The organism is Streptomyces sp. NPDC048514, from assembly GCF_043199955.1.
Taxonomy (GTDB): Bacteria; Actinomycetota; Actinomycetes; order Streptomycetales; family Streptomycetaceae; genus Streptomyces.
This window is the reverse complement of sequence record NZ_JBICWT010000005.1, coordinates 1-23,880: the sequence shown is the minus strand read 5'-3', so window position 1 is coordinate 23,880 and position 23,880 is coordinate 1. Positions and strand designations below refer to the sequence as shown.

Here is a 23,880-nt window from a genome sequence, read left to right as displayed (position 1 = left end):
GGTGCTCCGTGCAACCCGGGCGCAGGGCGGGGGCAGCATCGCCCCCGCGAGATATCGCGCTGATCACGCCACCAGGCTATCGCTCCTGACCCGGGACCCGTCATGAGCCGTATGTGTACAAAAGCAGGGGGGTAACTTTGACGTTCTGCACAGCGCCGGGACGCGCCCGGCTGACGTATCCCGCGGGCGAGCCGTCTCGTCGTGCGGGCGACGGGCGCGCCGTCCGGCCGGGCGTCAGCCGGTTCGCCGTGCGGGTGTCGCGCGTGCCGTCCGGCCGGCGACCCGGTCGCGTTCCGCTGTCCGCGGACGCACCCTGAAAGCGACGGGCCCCCTTGGCAGACCAGCCCGGCGGGGGCACGTTGCCCGGGACGGCGTGAACGGCGCGCCTTCCCGGAGCCCGCCCCAGAGGAGCCGACATGCCCGCGAAGATCCTCATCGTCACCGGAGACGCAGCGGAGTCCCTGGAAGTCCTCTACCCCTACCAGCGCCTGCGCGAGGAGGGCTACGAGGTCCACATCGCGGCCCCCGCCCGCAAGACCCTCCGCTTCGTCGTGCACGACTTCGAACCCGGCTACGACACCTACACCGAGAAACCCGGCTACACCTGGCCCGCCGACCTCGCCTTCTCCGAGGTCGACCCCGGTGAGTACGCGGCCCTCGTCATCCCCGGCGGCCGGGCACCGGAGTATCTGCGCAACGACCTCGAACTCCGCAAGATCCTCAAGGCGTTCTTCGACTCCGACAAGCCGGTCGCCCAGATCTGCCACGGCCCCCTGCTCACCGCCGCGATCGACAGTCTGCGCGGTCGCAGGGTCACGGCCTACCCCGCCCTGGAACTCGACATGCAGGCGGCCGGGGCGGGCTTCCAGGACGTCGAGGCGGTCGTCGACGGCACCCTGGTCTCCTCCCGGGCCTGGCCGGACCATCCGGCCTGGATGCGGGAGTTCCTCAAGGTGCTGCGCGCCAGGACACCGGCGACCTGACCGGGCCGCTACGCCGCGAGCCGCTGCGCCTCCGCCACGGCTTCCCCCAGCGTGTCCACCACCGGCACCCCGGCCCTCTCCAGGCTGGCCCGGCTGTGCGACCCCCCGGTGTACAGCACCGCCCGCGCTCCCACGTGTGCCGCGGCGACCGCGTCGTCCGCCGCGTCCCCGATCACCACCGTGCGGGCGGGCTCCGCCACCCCGGTCAGCCCCCGAAGATGCCGCACCATGTGCTCGGCCTTGCTGCCACCGGACGGCCCGGTGCGGCCCTCCACCCGGATGAAGTGCGCCTCGATGCCGAAACCGCGCACCAGGGGCACCAGCTCGTCGTGCACGTACATGCTCAGCAGCGACTGGCTGTGGCCCGCCGACCGCCAGCCGGCCAGCAGCTCGGCCGCTCCCACGGTGAGCCCGCACCGCGCCCGCCGCTCCGCGTAGTGCCGGTGGAAGACCCCGTCCATCAGCTCCCACTCGGCATCGGTCGGCAGCCGGCCGAGCAGCCGCTCGTAGAACTTCGGCACCGGTACGCAGTACAGCGACCGGTACTGCTCCAGTGTGATCGGCGCCAGCCCCAGCTCGGCGAAGGCCGCGTTCGTCGCCCCGATGATCGCGTCATTGTCGTGGAACAGCGTCCCGTTCCAGTCCCAGACGATGTGCGCGCTTGCCTGCATCCCCATGCCCAAGACCGTACCCGCCCCCACCGACAGCCCGGGCGGCCGCCCAGGTCAGCCCTGTCCGACCAGGTTCGCGATCTCCTGCGTGGCGAACCAGAGCAGCTCGTGGTCCTCGGTTGCGTCGACGGCGGACTGCGCGCCGCCGTCCCCGCCGTCGGCCGCCTCCAGCGCGTCCGCCGCCGCGGCGACGTCCGCCTGCGCGTCGTCGGCGTCGACATGCACCGCGGCCGCCTTCGCGAGCGGCACCGCCGCCGCCACGCTCACCTCGCCGAGCGTGGCCGGGTCGGCTTCGGGGCCCGGGGCGGTGGCGGCGGCGCCCTCGGGCACGTCCACGGCGACCACGACCCGGCGCCGTGCGGCACCCGGATCGGCGGCGAGCAGCCGCAGCGAGGCCAGCGCGGCCCGGCTCAGCGCCGCGTACTCCAGCTCCTCGACGTCGTCCGAGGCGTACCACTCGCGCAGGGCGGGTGTGACGGCGTACGCGGCGAAGGGGCCGGTCCCCAGCTCACCCGTCCTGTGCGCCTCGGCGAGACCGGAGAGGGTCAGGGGGACGTAGACGCGCATGACGGGCCGCTCTTTCCTGGTCGAAGGCTTCGCTGAGCCCCGGGGAGCCCGGCTGGCGCGCGTCCCGTAGGGCCTTCAGGATACGTGCGCCGTCCCCTTTCGGGTCCCCACCCGCACCCCGGCGGGCGTCCACCCGGCGCCGGAAACTCACCCGGTGCGCCCCCCTGACCGCGGGATCCTCGCCCCGCCCACCCCTCGGATAGGTGAACTTCTCCAGCCCCCGGGCGGGCTCCCCGCCTTCCTTGCCACCGCCTCGGCCCGCCCCGTACAAGATCCCCGACAGCGAGTTACCGCCCGGTATCTCCCCCGGGCCCGCCGAACGGGGATCCCCATGAACAAGGTCATGAGCCGCGCCGTCCAGCCCCGGCCGCGTCACCGGCCGCCGACCCGCCACGACACCCGCCGCCCGGCCGGCGGCCCCCCGCGCACGCCGGCGAGGTCCGCCACCGGCCGCCACACGCCGGAACAGGCCGCGCCCCGCGACCCGAGCCGCCCGGCACCCGCTCCCCGGTCCGACAGGGCCCCTACGAGGTCCGGAACGCCCGTCCTCCCGGCCGCGCAGGCCCCCGAGAGGTCCGCAACCCCCGCTCTCCAGGTCTCGAAGGCTCCCACGGACTCCCGGACGGCCACGCCTGCGACGGGGACGGCCCTCACGGACCCCGGAACGGTCGTACGGCGGCAACGGCCCACCGATCTCTTCGCGGACCGCCTGGTGGCCGTCCTGAGCGGTCATCGCCCCGTCCACTGGATGCTCCGGCACACGGCGGGCACCGCCTACGACGATCTGATCCGCCTGGCCGAACGCGGCCCCCTGCGCGGCCTCGGTTCCCGGCCGGTCGTCCGCGACATCGGGTACTACGTCCCCAGCGACGGCGCCCTGGAGGTCTTCGCCCGCATCGCCGCAGGCAACCGCCTGAGGGCCCTGGCGTTCCGCCTGGAACTGGGCAAGGACCTGCGCTGGCGCTGCACGGCGGTGGAGACGGGCCCGGCATAGGCCCCGCCCGCGAAAGCCCGCCGCGCGACGCGTGGGCCCGGCATAGGCCCCGGCTACGAAGGGCCGCCGCGCGATGCGTGGGCCCGACCCGGCACAGGGCCCCGTCCGCGAAAGCCCGCCGCGCGACGCGTGGGCCCGGCATAGGCCCCGGCCGCGAAGTGACGGCACAGAGAGACGCGGGAGGGCCGGGCTCCCCGAGGAGCCCGGCCCTTCCGCGTGCCCTGGCGCCGCAGCGCCACGGGCGACCGCTCCTTCTGGCCGGCCTTCTCGCCGACTGCTTCGCGGTCTACTTCTTGCGGCGCCGCCCGCCCTTGGCCTGCCGGCGACGCTCCGCGCGCGTCAGGCCGTCCGACTCCGACCGCACCGGCTCGTCGTCCTCCAGGTCCCGCTCGACGATGCCGCCCTCACCGTCCACCGTCGGCGCGGAGAAGTGCAGCTCGCGCCGCTGCGGCACGTCCAGCCCCTTCGCGCGGATCTCGGGTCGCGCGCCCGCCTGTGCCGGCACCGTGTCCTGGACACCCTCGCCGACCGGCTGGGCGTCCTCGACCGGGACCTCCTCGACCTGCTGCTCGACCTGGACCTCCAGGTTGAACAGGTAGCCGACGGACTCCTCCTTGATGCCCTCCATCATCGCGGTGAACATGTCGAAGCCCTCGCGCTGGTACTCGACCAGCGGGTCCTTCTGCGCCATCGCGCGCAGGCCGATGCCCTCCTGGAGGTAGTCCATCTCGTAGAGGTGCTCGCGCCACTTGCGGTCGAGGACCGACAGCACGACCCGGCGCTCCAGCTCTCGCATGATCTCGGAGCCGAGCTGCGCCTCACGGGCGGCGTACTGCTCGTGGATGTCTTCCTTGATGGACTCGGAGATGAACTCGGCGGTCAGACCGGCCCGGTCGCCGGCGGCCTCCTCCAGCTCCTCGATGACGACCTTCACCGGGTACAGCTGCCGGAAGGCGCCCCACAGCCGGTCCAGGTCCCAGTCCTCGGGGAAGCCCTCGGCGGTCTCCGCCTCGACGTACGCGTCGATCGTGTCGTCCATGAAGTGCTGGATCTGCTCGTGCAGGTCCTCGCCCTCCAGGACGCGCCGGCGCTCGCCGTAGATGACCTCGCGCTGCCGGTTGAGCACCTCGTCGTACTTCAGAACGTTCTTACGGGTCTCGAAGTTCTGCTGCTCGACCTGCGACTGCGCGGACGCGATCGCACGCGTGACCATCTTGTTCTCGATCGGCACGTCGTCCGGCACGTTCGCCATGGACATCACGCGCTCCACCATCTGGGCCTTGAACAGGCGCATCAGGTCGTCGCCGAGGGACAGGTAGAAGCGGGACTCACCCGGGTCGCCCTGACGGCCGGAACGGCCGCGCAGCTGGTTGTCGATACGGCGCGACTCGTGCCGCTCGGTACCGAGGACGTAGAGGCCGCCGAGTTCCTTGACCTCCTCGAACTCGGCCTTGACCGCCTGCTCGGCCTTCTCCAGGGCGGCGGGCAGGGCGTGCGCCCACTCCTCGATGTGCTCCTCCGGGTCGAGGCCCCTCTGCCGCAGCTCCGCCTCGGCGAGGTCGTCGGGGTTGCCACCGAGCTTGATGTCCGTACCACGGCCGGCCATGTTGGTGGCCACGGTCACCGCGCCCTTGCGGCCGGCCTGCGCGACGATCGACGCCTCACGCTCGTGGTGCTTGGCGTTCAGCACCTCGTGCTGGATGCCGCGCTTGCTGAGCTGCTGGGAGAGGTACTCCGACTTCTCGACGGAGGTCGTGCCGACGAGGATCGGCTGGCCCTGCTCGTGCTTCTCCGCGATGTCGTCGACGACCGCCTCGAACTTGGCGACCTCGGTGCGGTAGATCAGGTCCGACTGGTCCTTGCGCACCATCGGCTTGTTGGTCGGGATCGGGACGACGCCGAGCTTGTAGATCTGGTGGAACTCGGCGGCCTCGGTCATCGCCGTACCGGTCATGCCGGAGAGCTTGCCGTAGAGGCGGAAGAAGTTCTGCAGGGTGATCGTGGCGAGCGTCTGGTTCTCGTCCTTGATGTCCACCCCTTCCTTCGCCTCGATCGCCTGGTGCATGCCCTCGTTGTAGCGGCGGCCGGCGAGGATACGGCCGGTGTGCTCGTCGACGATCATGACCTCGCCGTCGATGACGACGTAGTCCTTGTCCTTCTTGAACAGTTCCTTGGCCTTGATGGCGTTGTTCAGGTAACCCACGAGCGGGGTGTTCACCGACTCGTAGAGGTTGTCGATGCCCAGCCAGTCCTCGACCTTGCTGACGCCGGACTCGTGGATGGCGACCGTGCGCTTCTTCTCGTCGACGTCGTAGTCGCCGGTCTCCTCGAGGCCCTTCAGCGGGTTGCCGGCCTCGCCGCGCTTCAGGCGGACGACCAGCTTGGCGAAGTCGCCGTACCACTTGGTGGCCTGGTCGGCCGGGCCGGAGATGATCAGCGGCGTCCGGGCCTCGTCGACCAGGATGGAGTCGACCTCGTCGACGATGGCGAAGTTGTGGCCGCGCTGCACCAGCTCGTCCTGCGACCACGCCATGTTGTCGCGCAGGTAGTCGAAGCCGAACTCGTTGTTCGTGCCGTACGTGATGTCGCACTGGTACTGCTCGCGGCGCTGCGCCGGGGTCATGTTGGCGAGGATGCAGCCGACGCTCAGGCCCAGGAACTTGTGGACGCGGCCCATCATCTCGGAGTCGCGCTCGGCCAGGTAGTCGTTGACCGTGATGAGGTGGACGCCGTCTCCGGACAGGGCGTTCAGATACGCGGGCAGCGTGCCGACGAGCGTCTTGCCCTCACCGGTCTTCATCTCGGCCACGTATCCGAGGTGGAGGGCGGCGCCGCCCATCATCTGCACGTCGTAGTGCCGCTGGCCGAGGACGCGCTTGGCGGCCTCGCGCACGGTGGCGAACGCCTCGGGGAGCAGGTCGTCCAGGGTCTCGCCATCGGCGTACCGCTGCTTGTACTCCTCGGTGAGGGCGCGCAGCTCGGCGTCGGAGAGGTCGACGAAGTCCTCTTCGATGGAGTTGACCTGGTCCGCGATGCGGTGCAGCTTGCGCAGGATCTTGCCTTCGCCTGCACGCATGATCTTCGAGAGGACGGACACGGGGGCTGGTCTCCTTGCCGGTCGGGCCTGGGACGGTCGGTTTTCCTTCTGACGTACTGAGCAACCGCCATCGTATGCGAGGACCCGGCCGCGTCGGGAGGCCTGGCGGCCCGACGGCTGCTTCAACCAGAACAACGGACGGGGAACGCGGATAGTGCCGCATCGGCCGAGGAATTGCACTGAACGTGATCAAGTGATCACTCATCGCGAAAAGCGGTGGTCCGCACCGGTGCATCCAAGCAGAATCGGCCGATGGAACCCGTCACGCTGACCACCGGCCGTCTGGAACTGCGCACCGTCGGGCCGGCCGACACCGGCGCGGTGTACGAGGCCGCCCAGGACCCCGACATCCAGCGGTGGACCACGGTCCCCTCGCCGTATCTGCCGGAGCACGCCCGGAGCTTCACGGAACAGCTGGTGCCCGACGGCTGGTCGCAGGGCTCGATGTTCACCTTCGGCGTCTTTCCGACCGGCGTCTTCCCGGACGGCGGCGGGCTGGCCGGCATGCTCGGCCTCACCATGCACTCGCTGGGCACGGCCGAGATCGGTTTCTGGGCGGCGAAGGAGCATCGCGGGCACGGCTACGTCACCGAGGCCACCACCACCGCCTGCCGCTGGATCTTCACCGAGATCGGCGTCGACCGGATCGAATGGCGCGCCGAGGTCGGCAACCACGCCTCCCGGGCGGTGGCCGAACGCGCGGGCTTCACCCTCGAGGGCACCCTGCGCTCCGGCCTCAACAACAAGGGGGTGCGGCGCGACTGCTGGGTCGGCTCCCTGCTCCCCTCCGACCTGGGCCTGCCGTCCACGGCCCCGTACCTGCCCGCACGCTCCCGGGAACCGGCGAAGGCCCAGCCCGGCGGGGAGTGCCAGGAGACGGCGAAGGCCTAGCCCACCGCCGAGTGCCGGGCGACGGCGAAAGCCCGGCTCGGCGGGGACTGCGAGGGGCGGCGAGAGCCCGGCCCGGCGGGGACTGCGAGGGGACGGCGAAAGCCCGGCCCAGCGGGCACTGTCAGTGGCACCCTCTATCGTCCGACGCATGACGACCCTTCCGCGCCCCGCCACCACTCTCACCGCGGACGACGCCCGCCGGATCGCCCTGCGGGCCCAGGGATTCCTCGGTGCCCCCGACCGGCGGGCCGGTGTCCAGGGGGTGTTGCGCCACCTCGGCGCGGTCCAGCTCGACACGATCTCGGTGCTCGCCCGGTCCCACGAGCTCGTGCCGTACGCCCGCCTCGGCGCGGTCGGGCGCAAGACGGTGGAGTCGGCGTACTGGACGGAAACGCGCGCCTTCGAGTACTGGTCGCACGCCGCCTGCATCCTCCCCATCGAGGAGTGGCCGCACTTCGCCTTCCGCCGCCGCGCCTACCGCAATCGGCCGCACTGGAACCACGAACTGCCCGCCGGCGCCTACGACCAGGTCGTCAAGCAGCTGCGCGCGGAGGGCCCGCTGACCGCCACGGAGCTGGGCGGCGCGAAGAGGACGAGCGACTGGTGGGACTGGTCGGGCACCAAGGTCGCCGTGGAGCGGGCGCTGATGTACGGCGAGGTGGTGTGCGTCGAGCGGCGCGGCTGGAAGCGGCTGTACGACCTCGCCGAGCGCGCGGTCCCGCAGGCGCTGCTGCACGACGAGCTGGACGACACCGAGTGCCTGCGCCGTCTGGTCCGGCTGGCCGGCGAGTCCCTCGGCGTCGGCACGCGCGCGGACATCGCCGACTACCACCGCCTCAAGGGCGAGCAGGTCGACGCGGTGATCGCCGACTCGGGTCTGGTACCGGTCGAGGTCGAGGGCTGGGGCAAGCCCGCCTGGGCGGCCCCGGAGGCCCTGGCGACGCCGCCGCGCGGGCGCCACCGCACCACGCTGCTGTCGCCGTTCGACTCGCTGATCTGGGAACGGGCGCGCACGGAGCGGATCTTCGGTTTCACCCACCGCCTGGAGGCCTACGTCCCCAAGCCGAAGCGGATCCACGGCTACTTCGCGATGCCGGTGCTCGCCGGCGGCAGGCTGGTCGGGCGGGTCGACCCGGCTCGCGAGGGGAGCACCCTGGTGGCCAAGCAGGTCACGCTGGACGGGCCCAGGGCGGTCCCGGCGGTCGCGCAGGCCCTGATCGAGGCGGCGACCTGGGTCGGCTGCACAGATGTGCGCGTGGAGCGCGTGGACGCACCGCACTTGCGCGAGCCCCTGGCGAGGGAGCTGGCCCGCGCCGTCGGCTAGCGCCGCCGGATCCGCTAGCGGATCTCCAGGATCTTCTCCCGCATCGCGTAGACCACGGCCTCCATCCGGGAGTGCAGCTGCAGCTTCTCCAGGATGTTGCGGACGTGGTTCTTGACGGTGTTCTCGGAGATGAACAGCTGCTTGGCGATGTCCCGGTTGTTCATCCCCGTGGCGACGAGCTTGAGGACTTCCAGCTCCCGGTCGGTCAGCCGGGGCGCCGGCACCAGCCGGCGCTCGTCGGTGCGCTGGATCATCGACTTGAACTCGGTGAGGAGTTTCGACGCCATCGAGGGACTGATCTGCGACTGCCCGTCGGCCACCGCGCGAATGGCGGTGGCCACCTCGTCCGTGGAGATCTCCTTGAGGAGGTATCCCGTCGCACCCGCCTTGATCGCCTCGTAGAGGTCGGCCTCCTCGTCGCTGATGGTCAGCATGATGATCTTCGCGCTGGGGGCGACCTCCTTGATGGAGGTGCAGGCCTCGATGCCACCGCGCCTGGGCATGCGGACGTCCATCAGCACAATGTCGGGCAGCAGGTCGGCTGCCTTGTCGACGGCCTCGGCGCCGTCGCCGGCCTCGCCGACGACCTGGATGTCCTCCTCGGCCGCGAGCACGATCTCCAGGCCGCGCCGGAAGAGGGCATGGTCGTCCACGACCAGGACCCTGATCGGCTCCTTGCGTGCAGAGCCCGCATCCGGGCCCGTGCCGGTGACACCGTCGCCGGCATCCCCGTCCCGCATCGGTCCGAAGGTGTCCGCCATCGTTCCTCCCCCTGAAGGCTGTGGCCTGTGGTCCCGTGCCATCGCCAACCCAAGGCAGCGGCCCACCGGTTGGGCCGGTGCGGCCATGATTTCATGCCCGGACGACACAGAGGTGACGTGCGAGGCGCGAAGTGGTCGCACACCGGTGCCCCTGGGGGCGCACACGCGCGCTCCAGGGGCACCGGCTCAGCTTCGACCGGGCGTCAGCCGCCCAGCATGCCACCCGCCGCGGGGGGCTGTGCCTCGGTGACCATCGGGTCCGTACTGAGGTGGATCACGCCGTAGTCGTAGGCGTGGCGCCGGTAGACGACGCTCGGCTCCTTGGTCTCGGAGTCGACGAACAAGTAGAAGTCGTGGCCGACCAGTTCCATCTCGTAGAGGGCCTGGTCGAGGCTCATCGGAGAGGCGACGTGGGTCTTCTCGCGGACGATGAGGGGGCCTTCGCCCTTGACCTCCAGCGAGCCGATCTTCTTGGTCGGCACTCCGTCCGTCTCCTCCTCGTGGACGGGGAGGCCGTTGCCGTTCAGTGTCGCCGCGTCCGGGACGTGGTCGGCGACCTCCGCCGCCGGGATCCGGCGTGCTCCTCGACGCGAGAAGCGCTTGTCGTGCTGCTTGCGCAGCCGGGCATCCAGCTTCTCCGCCGCGAGGTCGAGCGCCACGTACGGATCGCTGGCCGCTGCCTCCGCCCGGATCACCGGACCGCGGGAGCGGAGTGTGATCTCCACTCGGTCACAGCGGTCGGCCTGTCGGGGGTTGGGCTCCTTGGACACCTCGACGTCGAGGCTGATCACCTTGCCATCGAGCTTCTGGATCTTCTCCAGCTTCAGCTTCTCGGCCACGTGCTTGCGGAACCGCTCGGGCACCTCGGTCTTGCGGCCTTTGACGACGATGTCCACGCAGAACTCCGTTCCCGGATCGCTCCGCTGCCTCGGCGGAGCATCTCCCTTTTCGCACCAGGCCCGGCGATCACCGGACCTCGGACTCGGTGACTTCCACCTCCTCCCCATGGGCGAGATCTCCACCCACCGGCGCGGGTGATTGCGATAACCCGCGACACGGCATTCGGATATGCGAGGTGTGGCCTGCGCCTTTCCTCACAACCGAACATATCTCGCCCGGACGGATGTCGTCACCCTCTACTGCGGCGTACCTCCGTTCAGGTGAATTTCCCCTCTCACCACCTGCATCGATGCAGGTCCAAGGTCACGTTCCGGTTATTTCGAAAGAATCCCGAGGAGCGGCGATCACGGCCGCCCGAAGGCCAGACCCGGGGGAGTTCTCCGCCGTCTTATCCGATGCACCATGCACCCACTTTCCCCTCTCGTGCCGCGCTCCGTTCCTTCGTTCCTCCCTACCTTCCCGACATACGGGCCCGTACACGACCTTGCTCACCCCGGTTCCCCCTTCGTTCATCCGCTCGACAAGCCCTCCGGACCCCTCCCGCACGGCGCGCGCCGCCTCCGCGAGACTGGCGCCCGTCGTGATCAGATCGTCGACGAGCACGACCCGGCCCGCGCCGAGCAGCCGGCCACCGCCCGGCGTCACCTCCAGCGCGCCCGCGAGGTTCTCCAGGCGCCGCCGCGCGTCGAGCCCCGCCTGGTCCGCCACGGCGCGCCGCTGCCGCAGCACGGCCGCCACCCGGGCCGGTGTCCCGGTGCGCCGCAGCTCACCGGCGGCCGCGAGCGCCGTCCGCCGCACCGGATCGTGCCCTCGCGCCCTGACGGCCCACGGAGCTGACGGCACGGGCACGAGCAGCACGGGCCCCCGCACCTGCGCTCCCGCCGCCCCCTCGCGCCGGTGCAGCCCCGCCCGCACCGCGCCCGCCAGAGCCGTGCCCAGTGCTCCGGCCAGCGCCAGTGCGCCCCGCTCCTTGTGGGCGAGGAGCAGTGTCCGCACCTCGTCCGCGTACGGAGCCGCCGCATGCACCACCGGCAGCCCGGCCGGCTCCGGCACCGGCCGCACCCGCCGCGGCGCGGTGCCGTGCAGCGCGGCCCGGCACCGCGGGCAGAGCAGCGTACGAGGTGCCTCGCAGCCCGCGCACTGGGCCGGCAGCACCAGGTCGGTGAGGTCCTGCCACCACCCCCGCATGACAACCACTGTGCCCGCGCGGGCGACGCCCGGCCACCCCTGTGGAAAACGCCCTGTGGACAACCCGCGGCACCGCGCGTCGCGTCACCCGCACGGGGGACGGACACGTCCGGCGCGAACCTTCCCGGTGCCGTCCGTTCGGCCGGGGCAGACCGACGCCCTCGCGGTGTTCGGACCGGGGGGCCGTCGCCGACCCGTTCCTCGGGCCGGGGCAGACCCGTGCCGTACCGTCCGTTCAGCCCGGGCAGACCCGTGCCGTGCCGTCCGTTCAGCCGGGGCAGACCCGTGCCGTGCCGTCCGTTCAGCCGGGGTAGACCGGTGCCGTCCCGTCCTTGTCGACCTTCTGCCACTGCGTCCCGGCCGGCAGCCGGACGATCCCGTCGTCCGAGTACGCCACCAGCGGAACCCGCTCGTCCTCGGACGCGGCGATCGCCTTCGCCCCCGGCAGCGCCCCGGGAGCCGGTCCGTCCAGCGTGGAGCCGTCGACCTCGACGTACCGCATCTGCTGCACGCCGCCCTGCTCCCGGCCGACGACGAGCAGCCTGCTGCCCCCGGCCCAGGAGATGGCGCTGACCTGCTCCAAGCCGGGTGCGGCGGGCCGCAGTCCGTCCACCGAGATGCCCTGCCCGGTCCCGTCGTCGCGCTGGATCCGGCCGATGAGCAGCGACTGCTTGCCGTCCTTCTCCACCACGAGGGCGATGCGCACTCCGTCCGCGGCCACCCGCGCGTCCTTGATGCGTCCGGGCAGATCGGGGACGGCGACGTCCTCCGGCTCCGCGACGCCCTGCTCAAGGACCTTCAGCCGCGGACGGTGCGGATCACGGTCGGCCACCCACAGATCGCCGCGTGCGTCCCAGCTCGGTGTCGTCAGCCGGTCGGCAGGGGTCGCGCCGGTGCTGGTGGCCACCGGTTCCCCGAGCGAGCCGCCCGACGCCAGCGACGCCACGTACAGGGACCTGCCGTCGTCGCCGACCCCGGCCGCGGTGTGCTCGTCCCGCGACACCGCGACCGACTGCAGCTTCTTGTCGCCGTCGCCGAGCGGACCGGGCACCGGGGCCGCACCGGCGCCCGTACCGGTGCTTCCGGTCGCCATCCGCACCACCCGGTGCCTGCCGTCGAGGAAGTACAGATAGTCGGGGCGCTTGGCCGAGCCGTGCCAGGCGGCGGACTCGGCGCGCTCCTCGGTCAGATCGCACAGCCGCTCGCCACCGAGCCCCCGCAACTCGACGGACTCGAGCGTCGGCGTCAGGTTCCGCAGGGTGAACAGCACCTGGGTCGCCATCTCGGCGCACTTACCCGCCGCGACCCTGGACGCCCTGAGGTTCAGTGGCACCGTCAGCCTGTTCCGATCGTCCGGCGTCAGCCCCGAGGCGCCCTTCTGCAGGGCCGTTCCGGTGGGGAAGCTGGAGCGGACCACCAGGCCGAGCCAGGTACTGGGCCCGTTCAGCAGCGAGCGGACCATCTGGGTCATCGGGTCCACCTTGCTGCGCACGAACACCGGATCGGCGACAGCCACCGGCTGCGCACTCGCCCCGACCGCCGTGTTGGAGGCGAAGTAGTACTTGTCGACGGACGTGTAGTTGCGCTGGAAGTCCGACTTGCCCATGACGACGCCGTCGGGCAGCGCGTCGATGCGCCACTGCCCGCTCTTGGGACTCCGCACCAGGTGCAGCTTCTTGCGGTACGACCCGTCGGCGGGCTGGTACGCCTGCTGCGCGTCGACCGTCGCGACCCGGCTGCCGGCCAGGACGCAGGTCACGCCGTCGTCATCCTCCCGGCCGCCCGCCTGGCAGTCGGTCTCGATGCTCGGCCCGTTCGTGAGGACCGTGGTCGACCGCTCGGGCCGCCAGACACGGGCCGCGTCGGACGTGAGGTACTTGCGGGCCGTGTCGTACTGCGGGTCGTCGCTGGTCAGTGCCTCCAGGAAGCCCTGCATGATCTCGCCGGGACCGGCACCCTCGGCGGGCGGCACGGCGAAGACCCGGACCGCGGTGTCCTGCCGCGGTGTGGACTCCACGTTCCGCAGGTCGCCGCTGTCGGGCATCGAGGCGCACCCGGCCAGCAGAACGACCCCCAAGGCGGTGTACGCCACCGCGCGCCCCGGACGTCGCCGGCCGCTCCCCCTGCGGTCAGCGCCCACGAAATGCCTCCCCTGGCTCGGTCGAGTCGTGCGGTACGGCCGCGTCCGTGTCGGATGCCGGGCGCTGCGCGGACCGGTCGTCCGGCCGCCGGGCACCACCGGTGGGCCGGGGCACCACACGGGCACCGTTGCCGTTGCCGGGCAGGGCGGCCGGGTCGGCGGCGGGGGCGGAGCCGGCCAGGCGGGGCGCGCCGGAGGTGCGAGGCGGCAGCGCCGCCGACTGGGCTCCGCCGTGCTGCACGGGCACGGTCGCCCGCTTCTCCTCGCCCCCGCGGGGCAGTCCGGCGTCGTCGAGGCCGCGGTTGCGGCGCGAGTCCTTGGGCTCCAGCGGTATCGGCGAGCCCCGCAGCGGCTCGTCGGCGGTCCTGGGCAGCGTCAGCCGGAACTGCGAGCCGCCGCCGGGCTCCCCCCAGGCCTGCAGCCAGCCGCCGTGCAGCCGCGCGTCCTCCAGGGCGATCGACAGGCCGAGGCCCGTGCCGCCGGTGGTACGCGCACGTGCCGGGTCCGCCCGCCAGAAGCGGCTGAAGACCCGGGTCGCCTCGCCCGGCTTGAGTCCCACGCCGTAGTCGCGCACCGCGATGGCGACCGCGCCGCCCGCGGCGGCGAGCCTGACGACGACATCCTTGCCGTCGCCGTGCTCGACGGCGTTGACGACGAGGTTGCGCAGCACCCGCTCGACGCGCCGCGCGTCCGCCTCGGCGACGACGGGCTGCTGGTCGCCGAGCACGCGTATGTGCGTGCCCTTGCGTTCGGCGAGCGGCTCGGCGCCGCTGACCACGCGCCGGACGACCTCCCTGAGGTCTATCGGCTCGGCCTCCAGGGCCGCCGCGCCCGCGTCGAAGCGGCTGATCTCCAGCAGGTCGGCGAGCAGCGACTCGAACCGGTCCAGCTGGTCGGCGAGGAGTTCCGCCGACCGCGCGGTGATCGGGTCGAAGTCCTCGCGCGCCTCGTGGATGACGTCGGCCGCCATCCGGACGGTCGTCAGCGGGGTGCGCAGCTCGTGCGAGACGTCGGAGACGAACCGGCGCTGCATCCGCGAGAGGTCCTCCAGCTGCTGGATCTTCACCTGGAGGTTCTGCGCCATCTTGTTGAAGGCCTCGCCCAGGCGGGCGATGTCGTCCTCGCCGGTGACCTTCATCCGCTCCTGCAGCTGTCCGGCGGACAGCCGCTCCGCGATCCCGGCCGCCATCCGCACCGGCGTGACGACCTGGCGCACCACCAGCCAGGCGATGGCGCCGAGCAGGACCACGACGAACAGCCCGGCGGTCGCCAGGGTGCCCTTGACCAGGCTCAGGGACTTCTCCTCCTGCGTGAGCGGGAAGAGGTAGTACAGCTCGTAGGGACGCCCGTTGGGGTCGTTGACCTGCTTGCCGATGACCAGTGCCGGCTGCGATTCCTTGTCGTTGGAGTAGACGATCCGCGTGTAGCTCTGCGCGGCCGTCGTACCGCTGTTGACCCGCTCGCGCAGGTCACCGGGGACGCTGGAGGTGGGGTTGACGTTCCCGGAGCCGCGCGGGCTGCGGCCGCCGCCGCTGTCGTCGCCCACGGGAAGCGTGGCCACGTCGAAGGCGCCCGCGCCGCCGCTGGACAGCGACTCCACGAGGTCGCTCATCCACTGGATGACGTTCTGCGACTGCCTTCCGTCAGCGGTCGTGGTGCCGTCGGCGCTGCCGGTTCCGGCGCCCGTACCCGTCCCGGTCCCGCCGGCCGCCTCGTCGGCCTTCTGCCTGGCCACCGCGAACCCGCCCGTGGCCTGGCTCTGCGAGGCCTTCACCTTGGCGTCCAGCAGGCCGTTGCGCACCTGCCCGATCACCACGAAGCCGAGCAGCAGGACGACGCCCAGCGACATCAGCAGGGTCGTGGCGACGACCCTGAGCTGGATGTTGCGCCGCCACAGCCGCATCATCGGCAGCAGCGGCCGGCGCACCCAGCGCAGGAACAACCGCACCACGGGGCTGCCCTGGACCCCGCCCCGCAGCAGCCCGCCCTCGAAGAGGCGCCTGAGACGCGCACCGGCCGCCGCCCGGCCGACAGGCCGTCCCGGACCGGCAGCGGATCCGCCGGGAGCCGAAGCGGCACTGTCCCCGGACATGTCAGCTCGGTCCGGCCTTGTAACCGACACCGCGGACGGTCACCACGATCTCCGGCCGCTCCGGGTCCTTCTCGACCTTGGACCGCAGCCGCTGCACATGCACGTTGACGAGCCGTGTGTCGGCCGCGTGCCGATAGCCCCACACCTGCTCGAGCAGCACCTCACGGGTGAACACCTGCCACGGCTTGCGGGCGAGCGCCACCAGCAGGTCGAACTCCAGCGGGGTCAGCGCGATCGACTGCCCGTCCCGCTTCACCGAGTGCCCGGCCACATCGATCACCAGGTCGCCGATGGTCAGCTGCTCCGGCGCCGGCTCCTCGGACCGCCGCAGCCGCGCGCGGATCCGCGCGACCAGCTCCTTGGGCTTGAACGGCTTGACGATGTAGTCGTCAGCACCCGACTCCAGGCCCACAACCACGTCGACGGTGTCGCTCTTGGCCGTGAGCATCACGATCGGCACACCGGACTCCGCCCGGATCAGCCTGCACACCTCGATGCCGTCCCGGCCGGGCAGCATCAGGTCGAGCAGTACCAGGTCGGGCTTGCTCTCACGGAAAGCGGCCAGCGCCTTGTCGCCGTCGGCTACGAAAGACGGCTCAAAACCTTCACCACGCAGCACGATGCCGAGCATCTCGGCCAGTGCGGTGTCGTCGTCGACGACAAGGACTCGTCCCTTCATAAACGACATCATCCCATTCTCGTAACGACGACAGAGGCCCAGGTGAGGCACCTCACTGGCCCGTGACGATAGTCGTACGGAGCCGTCACTGTCTGCCCCGAGGGTACGGGCCCGAGGCACCGGGCCTCCCCGACGGCCCCCGGGCGGTATCCCGGGGGCCGTCGAACCCGCCGGTAGGTCCGCCCTGGCCACCGGCCTCGGCCGCCACGGCCCCTTCCCTCGTCGCCGCGCACGCTTGCGCGGATCCGTGCCGGGTGCACGGGGCACCGCGGGCGCCCGCGGTGCCTCGTGGCGCGCCGACCACGACGCGGGGCCGTCAGCCGATCACCGTCCGGCGAGCGTGCGCGACCCCCGACCCGTCAGCCGATCACCGTCCGGCGAGCGTGCGCGACCCCCGGCCCGTCAGCCGATCACCGCCCGGCGGGACCTGGCGCCCAGCTCCGCGAGAGCCTCGGCCGTCACGGGTGAGACGGCTCCCTCCTCGGTGACGATGGCCGTCACCAGCTCGGGCGGCGTCACGTCGAACGCCGGGTTGTACGCCTGCGTCCCCAGGGGAGCCACCACGATGCCGCCGCCCGCGCCCGCCACCGGCCCCTGGGGCGCCGCCAGCTCGGTCACCTCGTAGCCGGGGCGCTGCTCGACCTCGATGGACGCCCCGTCGGGAGTGTCCGGATCGACCGTCGTCAGCGGCGCCACCACGATGAACGGCACGTGGTGGTAGCGCGCGAGCACGGCGAGCGGGTAGCTCCCCACCTTGTTCGCCACCGAGCCGTCGGCCGCGATCCGGTCCGCCCCGACGAGTACCGCGTCCACCTCGCCCGCCGCGAACAGCGACCCCGCCGCGTTGTCGGTGAGCAGGGTGTACGCCATGCCGGTGCGGGCCGCCTCGTACGCCGTCAGCCGGGCGCCCTGCAGCAACGGACGCGTCTCGTCCACCCAGAGCCGCCGCAGCCGCCCTCGCCGATGTGCCGCGAGGGCCACCGCGAACGCGGTGCCGTCACCGCCCGACACCAGCGAGCCGCTGTTGCAGTGGGTGAGCACGCGGTGCCCTCCGCCGGGAAGCAGTTCGTCCAGCAGCGCCAGACCGTGCGCGGCCATCCGCGTGCTGGCCTCGGCGTCCTCCCGGTGCAGCGCCCGCGCCGCGGCCAGCGCCGCGGTCGCCGCCGCCGTGGCGTCGCCGGTCCTGGCCAGCTCCGCCTGGTGCGCGGCCTGGGCCCGGCGCACGCCGACGGACAGGTTCACCGCGGTGGGCCGGGCCTCCTCCAGCGCCCGCGCCGCCTCGGCCACGTCGAAGCCCCGCGCGGCGGCGAGCGCGACGCCGTACGCCCCCGCGATCCCGAGCAGCGGCGCCCCGCGTACGGCGAGCGCGCGGATCGCCTCCACCAGCGCCGCCGCGTCGGTGCAGACCAGCTCGGCCTCCTCGGCCGGGAGCCTCGTCTGATCGAGAAGGACCAGTACGGGACCTTCGGGTGGTTCCTCCCATCGGATCACCGGTATCTCGCTCGGACGCTTGTCCCCGCCGGTTCGCGCCTGCTGATCAGCCATGCGGTCAGTCTGCCCCGGAACAGGCGGACAATTGAAGGTGTCCAGGCCCTACCGCGGCCGATCCGCGGACGACCGCCCCATGGCACGATGGCTGCCAACCTGCCGCCGCGACCGCGGACGGGCATCGAGAAGGAGCTTCGATGACAGACACTCCGGGCTGGGCCTCGCCCGGATCCGCCCCGCCGCCCGAGGGGCGGGAGCCCGGCGCGTCCGGTCCCGCAGAGCCCGCCGACGCCGCCGGCCGTCCCGGCACCGAGCCCGCCGACCGCCCCGGCACGAGCACCACCGAGCCCGCCGAGCGCCCCGGCCCAGCCGAGCCGGCACCGGAGCCGGGCACCGACCCGCAGTCCCCGGGCGTGAAGTGGTCCAAGGAGCAGCCGCCGGCCGGACAGTGGTCCGCGCCGACCGGCGCCCCCGCCCCGCAACAGGCTCCCCCGCCCCCGCCACCCGGCCCGGGCTGGGGCGGCCCCCCGCCGGGCGCCCCGGCCCCCGGCGGCTACGGCGGCCCTCCCCCCGGCGGCGGCTACGGCGCCCCCGGTCACGGCGCCCCCGGCCCTTACCCCTCCTGGGGCGGCGGCTGGGGCGGCCCCCCGCCGGCGGCCAAGCCCGGTGTCATCCCCCTGCGTCCGCTCGGCGTCGGCGAGATCCTGGACGGCGCCGTCTCCACCATGCGCACCCACTGGCGCACGGTGCTCGGCGTCTCGCTGGCGGTCGCACTGCTCGTCGAGACGACGCTGGTCCTCGTGCAGGGCCTCGTCATGAACGACATCGGTCAGACGGCGCTGGACGACCCGAACGCCAGCCCCGACGACATCCTGCGAGCCCTGCGGGACAGCCTGATCGGCACCGGTCTCATCACCGTGATCTCCACGGTCGCCGTGATCATCGCCACCGCCCTGCTGACGACCATCACCAGCCGTGCCGTCCTCGGCAGGCCGGTCGACGCCGGTCAGGCCTGGCGCGAAGCCCGTCCGCAGATCCCCCGGCTGTTCGGCCTGCTCCTGCTGCTCGGCCTGATCTTCTTCGGCACGGTCCTCGCCGGGGCGCTCCCCGGCATCCTCGTCCTCGTCGGAGGCGGCAGCGACGGTGCGGCGGCGGCACTGCTCGTCCTCGGCGTCCTCGCGGCCATCGTCGTCGCGGGCTGGCTGATGATCCGCTTCTACCTGGCCACGCCCGCCCTGATGCTCGAACGGCAGGGCATCGTGAAGTCCATGAGCCGCTCCGCGAAGCTGGTGCGCGGCTCCTGGTGGCGCGTCTTCGGCATCGCGCTGCTCACCGGGCTGATCACCAACATCGTCGCGTCGCTCGTCGCCATCCCGTTCGCCCTCGTCGGGGCCGTCGCGAGCGGCGACGACATGAGCAACCTGTTCGGCGCCGGCAGCGGGCACCTCAGCTGGACGTTCCTGATCGTCCGCGGCATCGGCTCGCTGATCGGCACCACGATCACCCTCCCGATCAGCGCGGGTGTCACGGTCCTCCTCTACATCGACCAGCGGATCCGCCGCGAGGCCCTCGACCTCGAACTGACCCGCGCGTCCGGTGTCCAGGCCTCCGGCACGGGCGCCGCCGGCCCGGTCCCGGGGAGCTGATGCGGTGAGCCCGGCGGGGGGAGTTCTGCCGGCGGCCGTGTCCGGTACCGGCACCGGCGTCGTACGCGGACTGCTGCGGGCTGCGGACCGGGTCGCCCTGGCGGCCGGCGGCTCGGGCGACGAGCCGCCGGTGACCGTCCCGCGTGATCCCGCGCGGGAGGCCGCCCGGCGCGAGCTGTCCAAGCGGATGTACCACGAGAACGACCCCGGCCTGCTCCAGCGTGCTCTGAACGCCTTCTGGGACTGGCTCGGCAGACTCTTCGGCACGGCCGCCTCGGCGACGCCCGGCGGTGCGGTGGGCCTGGTCGTGGTGATCCTGTGCGTGGTCGCCGTGGTGGCCGCCCTGTGGTGGCGCCTGGGCGTCCCGCGCCGGCAACCCGTCTCCGCCGGCGTTCTGTTCGACGACCGCCCGCGCAGCGCCGCCGAACACCGTGCGGCCGGTGAGGCACACGCGGCGCAGGGCCACTGGAACCAGGCCGTCCGGGAACGCATGCGGGCCATCGTCCGCTCGCTGGAGGAACGGGCCCTGCTCGACGTGCGCGCCGGCCGCACCGCCGACGAAGCCGCGGCCGAGGCCGGCCGCGCCCTTCCCGCGCACACGGACCGGCTGCGCGCCGCCGCCCGGGAGTTCGACGACGTCACGTACGGCGGGCGCAGGGCGGATGAGCAGACGTACCAGCGCCTCGCCGAACTCGACCGCGACGTGGAACGCGCCCGGCCCAGCCTCGCCGACAGCGCCGCCGGCACCAGCCACAGCAGTAGCAGCAGTAGCAGTAGCAGCCGCACCCGGAGGAACGCCGAGTGACCACCGAGGCCACCCTGCCGACCACCTCCACCACGCCCACCGCGCGCCAGGTGTGGACCCGCAACCGGGGCCTCGCCCTGGCCGTCGTGCTGGTCCTGGCCGCGGCGGTCGTCATGGCCGCCGTGCGCTCCACGGCCCAGCACGGCGCCCTCGACCCGCGCTCCGTCGACCCGCACGGCAGCCGCGCCGTCGTCCGGCTCCTCGCCGACCGCGGCGTGTCCACGCGCGTGGTCACCACGCTCGACGCCGCACGCGCCGCCGCCGGCCGCGACACCACCGTCCTGGTCGCCGTCCCCGATCTGCTGACCGGCCGGCAGCAGAGCCGACTGCGCGAGGCGACCGCCGCGTCCGGCGGCCGCACCGTCCTGGTCGCGGCCGGCGGCTCCTCCGTCGAGCGGCTCGCCCCCGGTGTCACCGCGGACCCCGCGAGCAGCCTCCGCACCACGCTCGCCCCCGACTGCACCCTGCCCGAGGCCCGGCGCGCGGGCAGCGCCGACACCGGCGGCATCCGCTACACCACGACCCGCCTCGACGCCGACTCCTGCTACCCGAGCCACCGCCTGGCCACCCTGCTGCGCGTCCCCGCCGCGACCGGGGGCGGCGACACCGTCGTACTCGGCGCGCCCGACATCCTCTACAACGACCGTCTCGACGAGCAGGGCGACGCCTCGCTCGCCCTCCAGCTCCTCGGCTCCCGCCCCCATCTGGTCTGGTACCTCCCCTCGTTGGCCGACTCCTCCGCCATCGACGACGAACGCGAGAGCTTTCTCGACCTGCTCCCGCCGGGATGGCTGTGGGGCACCCTGCAGCTGTTCCTCGCGGCGGTCCTCGCCGCCTTCTGGCGGGCGCGCCGCTTCGGCCCTCTCGTGCCCGAACGGCTCCCGGTCGCGATCCGCGCCTCCGAGACCGCCGAAGGCCGCGCCCGCCTCTACCGCAAGGCCAACGCCCGGGACCGCGCGGCCGCCGCTCTTCGCTCCACCACCCGCACCCGCCTCGCCCCCCTCCTCGGCGTCCCCGTCTCCCAGGCGCACGCGCCCGAGTCCCTGCTCCCCGCACTGTCCACGCACCTGGCCGGCGAGGGACAGACCCTGCACGCTCTCCTCTTCGGGCCGCCACCCGGCGACGACAAGGCCCTCATCGCACTGACCGACCAACTCGACGCCCTCGAAAGAGAGGTACGCCGTTCATGATGGACCCGACCACTGACAACGCCGGGCAGACCGGGGAGGCGGACACCGCCCGCGCCTCCCTCGAGGCCCTGCGCGCCGAGATCGCGAAAGCCGTGGTCGGCCAGGACCCCGCCGTGACCGGCCTCGTCGTCGCCCTCCTCTGCCGCGGGCACGTCCTGCTCGAAGGGGTACCCGGCGTCGCCAAGACGCTGCTCGTGCGGACCCTCGCCTCCGCCCTCGAACTCGACACCAAGCGCGTCCAGTTCACCCCCGACCTGATGCCCAGCGACGTCACCGGCTCCCTCGTCTACGACACCCGCACCGCCGAGTTCTCCTTCCAGCCCGGCCCGGTCTTCACCAACCTCCTGCTCGCGGACGAGATCAACCGCACGCCGCCCAAGACCCAGTCGTCCCTCCTGGAGGCCATGGAGGAACGTCAGGTCACGGTCGACGGCACCCCGCGTCCGCTGCCCGAGCCGTTCCTGGTCGCCGCGACCCAGAACCCCGTCGAGTACGAGGGCACCTACCCCCTGCCCGAGGCCCAACTGGACCGCTTCCTGCTCAAACTGACGATGCCTCTGCCCTCGCGGCAGGACGAGATCGACGTCCTCACCCGGCACGCCTCGGGCTTCGACCCACGCGATCTGCACGCCGCCGGCGTACGCCCCGTCGCCGGCCCCGCCGAACTGGCGGCCGCCCGTGCCGCGGTAGCCAGGACGACGGTCTCCGCCGAGATCACCGCCTACGTCGTGGACGTCTGCCGGGCAACCCGCGAGTCGCCCTCGCTCGCCCTGGGCGTCTCGCCGCGCGGCGCCACCGCCCTGCTGGCCACGTCCCGTGCCTGGGCCTGGCTGACGGGCCGCGACTACGTCATCCCCGACGACGTGAAGGCCCTCGCCCTGCCCACTCTGCGCCATCGCGTGCAGCTGCGCCCCGAGGCCGAGATGGAGGGCGTGACGGCCGACGCCGTCATCAACTCCATCCTCGCCCACGTCCCGGTCCCCCGCTGATGGCTCTCACCGGACGCGCCGCCCTCCTCGCGGCCCTCGGCTCGATCCCCGTCGGCATCCTGGAACCCGGCTGGACGGGCATCCTCGCGGTCAACGGCCCACTGGCCCTGGCCTGCGCCTGCGACTACGCGCTCGCCGCTCCCGTCCGACGGCTGGTCCTGGCCCGCTCCGGTGACACCTCCGTCCGTCTCGGCGGGAGCGCCGACGTCACACTCACGGTCGGCAACCCCTCCCGCCGCCCCCTGCGGGCCCGGGTGCGGGACGCCTGGCCGCCCAGCAGCTGGGAGTCGGGCACGGAGGTCGAGGCCTCCCGTCACCGCCTGAACGTCCCCCCGGGCGAACGCCGGCGCGTGACGACCCGGCTGCGTCCCACCCGGCGGGGTGACCGCCGGGCCGACCGCGTGACGATCCGCTCGTACGGCCCCCTCGGCCTCTTCTCCCGCCAGGGCTCCCACCGGGTGCCCTGGACGGTGCGCGTGCTGCCACCGTTCACCAGCCGCAGGCATCTGCCGTCGAAGCTCGCCCGGCTGCGGGAGCTCGACGGCCGCACCAGCGTGCTCACCCGCGGCGAGGGAACCGAGTTCGACAGCCTGCGCGAGTACGTGGCCGGCGACGACACCCGCTCGATCGACTGGCGGGCGACCGCCCGCCAGTCCGCGGTCGCCGTCCGCACCTGGCGTCCCGAGCGCGACCGCCGCATCCTGCTGGTCCTCGACACCGGCCGCACCTCGGCCGGGCGCGTGGGCGACGCCCCACGCCTGGACGCCGCCATGGACGCGGCCCTGCTCCTCGCGGCGCTCGCGTCCCGTGCCGGCGACCGCGTGGACCTGCTCGCCTACGACCGCCGGGTGCGGGCTCTGGTCCAGGGCCGCTCGGCTGGCGACGTGCTCCCTTCCGTGGTCGGCGCGATGGCCACGCTGGAACCGGAGCTCGTCGAGACGGATGCCCGCGGTCTCACCGCCGCGGCCTTGCGGGTCGCCTCCCGGCGCTCCCTCGTCGTGCTGCTCACCACGCTCGATGCGGCACCGGTGGAGGAGGGTCTGCTGCCCGTGCTGCCACGGCTCACACAGCGCCACACCGTCCTGGTGGCCTCGGTGGCGGACCCGCACATCGAAGGCATGGCGAAGGCGCGCGGCACGGTGGAGGCGGTGTACGAGGCCGCGGCGGCGGCCCAGGCGCAGAGCGAACGCCGGCGCACGGCGGAACGACTTCGTCGTCACGGTGTGACGGTGGTGGACGCGACCCCGGACAATCTGGCGTCGGCACTGGCGGACGCGTATCTGTCCCTCAAAGCAGCGGGCCGGCTCTGAACCACCGTGTGCCGCTGCTTTCCGGGCCGGGTACACGGTCTGGACAGGTGTGCCGCTGATAAAAGCATCCAGAACGCAGAAAACCCCCGCATCTTTCGATGCGGGGGTTTCCCTAAAAATTGTTCGGCGGTGTCCTACTCTCCCACAGGGTCCCCCCTGCAGTAC

The 23,880-nt window shown here is 72.7% G+C and carries 19 protein-coding genes; 9 read left to right on the top strand and 10 right to left on the bottom strand.

The features are described from left to right. Nucleotides 1-416: 416 nt before the first annotated feature. Nucleotides 417-983, top strand: coding sequence for a DJ-1/PfpI family protein (locus tag ACGFT2_RS11870; RefSeq protein ID WP_393276403.1), 567 nt, complete (start codon nucleotides 417-419; stop codon nucleotides 981-983). Between the two features lie 8 nt (nucleotides 984-991). Here the strand turns inward: ACGFT2_RS11870 and ACGFT2_RS11865 are convergent, their stop codons facing one another. Further along, nucleotides 992-1,660: an HAD family hydrolase gene (locus ACGFT2_RS11865; protein WP_393276400.1), complete on the bottom strand. Its 669-nt coding sequence runs from the start codon at nucleotides 1,658-1,660 to the stop codon at nucleotides 992-994. Between the two features lie 48 nt (nucleotides 1,661-1,708). Then, the gene (locus ACGFT2_RS11860; protein ID WP_393276397.1) at nucleotides 1,709-2,221 is read right to left on the bottom strand and encodes a DUF6912 family protein; all 513 of its coding nucleotides are present in this window, start codon (nucleotides 2,219-2,221) and stop codon (nucleotides 1,709-1,711) included. 712 nt (nucleotides 2,222-2,933) lie between these two features. Here ACGFT2_RS11860 and ACGFT2_RS11855 point away from each other — a divergent pair. Further along, nucleotides 2,934-3,215: an Rv3235 family protein gene (locus ACGFT2_RS11855; RefSeq protein WP_393276394.1), complete on the top strand. Its 282-nt coding sequence runs from the start codon at nucleotides 2,934-2,936 to the stop codon at nucleotides 3,213-3,215. A 286-nt stretch (nucleotides 3,216-3,501) separates the two neighbouring features. Here ACGFT2_RS11855 and secA read toward each other — a convergent pair whose 3' ends face one another. Continuing rightward, on the bottom strand, nucleotides 3,502-6,312 hold the full coding sequence (gene secA / locus ACGFT2_RS11850; RefSeq protein WP_393276391.1) for a preprotein translocase subunit SecA: 2,811 nt from the start codon (nucleotides 6,310-6,312) through the stop codon (nucleotides 3,502-3,504). A 252-nt stretch (nucleotides 6,313-6,564) separates the two neighbouring features. Between secA and ACGFT2_RS11845 the strand changes: the two genes are divergently transcribed. Continuing rightward, the gene (locus tag ACGFT2_RS11845) at nucleotides 6,565-7,203 is read left to right on the top strand and encodes a GNAT family N-acetyltransferase (RefSeq protein ID WP_393276388.1); all 639 of its coding nucleotides are present in this window, start codon (nucleotides 6,565-6,567) and stop codon (nucleotides 7,201-7,203) included. Between the two features lie 148 nt (nucleotides 7,204-7,351). Further along, a complete protein-coding gene (locus ACGFT2_RS11840; RefSeq protein WP_393276386.1) occupies nucleotides 7,352-8,527 on the top strand; it encodes a winged helix-turn-helix domain-containing protein in 1,176 nt (391 codons plus the stop codon). A gap of 14 nt (nucleotides 8,528-8,541) precedes the next feature. Here ACGFT2_RS11840 and ACGFT2_RS11835 read toward each other — a convergent pair whose 3' ends face one another. The 7 genes from ACGFT2_RS11835 to mtnA form a co-directional block, all read right to left on the bottom strand. Next, complete coding sequence (locus ACGFT2_RS11835) at nucleotides 8,542-9,288, bottom strand: response regulator (RefSeq protein WP_393276383.1); 747 nt, start codon at nucleotides 9,286-9,288, stop codon at nucleotides 8,542-8,544. 203 nt (nucleotides 9,289-9,491) lie between these two features. Beyond that, nucleotides 9,492-10,184 carry a ribosome hibernation-promoting factor, HPF/YfiA family gene (gene hpf / locus ACGFT2_RS11830; RefSeq protein ID WP_393276380.1) on the bottom strand — a complete coding sequence of 231 codons (693 nt, stop codon included), beginning with the start codon at nucleotides 10,182-10,184 and terminating at the stop codon, nucleotides 9,492-9,494. Between the two features lie 307 nt (nucleotides 10,185-10,491). After that, on the bottom strand, nucleotides 10,492-11,376 hold the full coding sequence (locus ACGFT2_RS11825; protein WP_393276377.1) for a ComF family protein: 885 nt from the start codon (nucleotides 11,374-11,376) through the stop codon (nucleotides 10,492-10,494). 301 nt (nucleotides 11,377-11,677) lie between these two features. Continuing rightward, complete coding sequence (locus tag ACGFT2_RS11820; RefSeq protein ID WP_393276374.1) at nucleotides 11,678-13,516, bottom strand: LpqB family beta-propeller domain-containing protein; 1,839 nt, start codon at nucleotides 13,514-13,516, stop codon at nucleotides 11,678-11,680. Next, nucleotides 13,506-15,608, bottom strand: a complete 2,103-nt coding sequence (gene mtrB, locus ACGFT2_RS11815; protein WP_393276371.1) for an MtrAB system histidine kinase MtrB — start codon at nucleotides 15,606-15,608, stop codon at nucleotides 13,506-13,508. Before mtrB ends, ACGFT2_RS11820 begins: the two co-directional genes overlap by 11 nt. 1 nt (nucleotide 15,609) lies before the next feature. Next, entirely contained in the window at nucleotides 15,610-16,299 is a 690-nt protein-coding gene (gene mtrA, locus ACGFT2_RS11810) for a two-component system response regulator MtrA (protein WP_187279108.1), read from the bottom strand. 390 nt (nucleotides 16,300-16,689) lie between these two features. Then, nucleotides 16,690-17,832 carry an S-methyl-5-thioribose-1-phosphate isomerase gene (mtnA, locus tag ACGFT2_RS11805; protein ID WP_393276367.1) on the bottom strand — a complete coding sequence of 381 codons (1,143 nt, stop codon included), beginning with the start codon at nucleotides 17,830-17,832 and terminating at the stop codon, nucleotides 16,690-16,692. 140 nt (nucleotides 17,833-17,972) lie between these two features. Between mtnA and ACGFT2_RS11800 the strand changes: the two genes are divergently transcribed. The 5 genes from ACGFT2_RS11800 to ACGFT2_RS11780 are packed head-to-tail and all read left to right on the top strand — an operon-like array spanning nucleotide 17,973 to nucleotide 23,715. Beyond that, nucleotides 17,973-19,421 carry a hypothetical protein gene (locus tag ACGFT2_RS11800; protein WP_393276364.1) on the top strand — a complete coding sequence of 483 codons (1,449 nt, stop codon included), beginning with the start codon at nucleotides 17,973-17,975 and terminating at the stop codon, nucleotides 19,419-19,421. Between the two features lie 37 nt (nucleotides 19,422-19,458). Beyond that, nucleotides 19,459-20,226: a DUF4129 domain-containing protein gene (locus ACGFT2_RS11795; protein ID WP_393276361.1), complete on the top strand. Its 768-nt coding sequence runs from the start codon at nucleotides 19,459-19,461 to the stop codon at nucleotides 20,224-20,226. After that, on the top strand, nucleotides 20,223-21,416 hold the full coding sequence (locus tag ACGFT2_RS11790; protein ID WP_393276358.1) for a DUF4350 domain-containing protein: 1,194 nt from the start codon (nucleotides 20,223-20,225) through the stop codon (nucleotides 21,414-21,416). The genes ACGFT2_RS11795 and ACGFT2_RS11790 overlap by 4 nt, the downstream gene beginning before the upstream one ends. Beyond that, nucleotides 21,416-22,405 carry an AAA family ATPase gene (locus ACGFT2_RS11785; protein ID WP_393277660.1) on the top strand — a complete coding sequence of 330 codons (990 nt, stop codon included), beginning with the start codon at nucleotides 21,416-21,418 and terminating at the stop codon, nucleotides 22,403-22,405. The genes ACGFT2_RS11790 and ACGFT2_RS11785 overlap by 1 nt, the downstream gene beginning before the upstream one ends. Beyond that, a complete protein-coding gene (locus ACGFT2_RS11780; RefSeq protein WP_393276355.1) occupies nucleotides 22,405-23,715 on the top strand; it encodes a DUF58 domain-containing protein in 1,311 nt (436 codons plus the stop codon). Before ACGFT2_RS11785 ends, ACGFT2_RS11780 begins: the two co-directional genes overlap by 1 nt. Nucleotides 23,716-23,880: the final 165 nt, after the last annotated feature.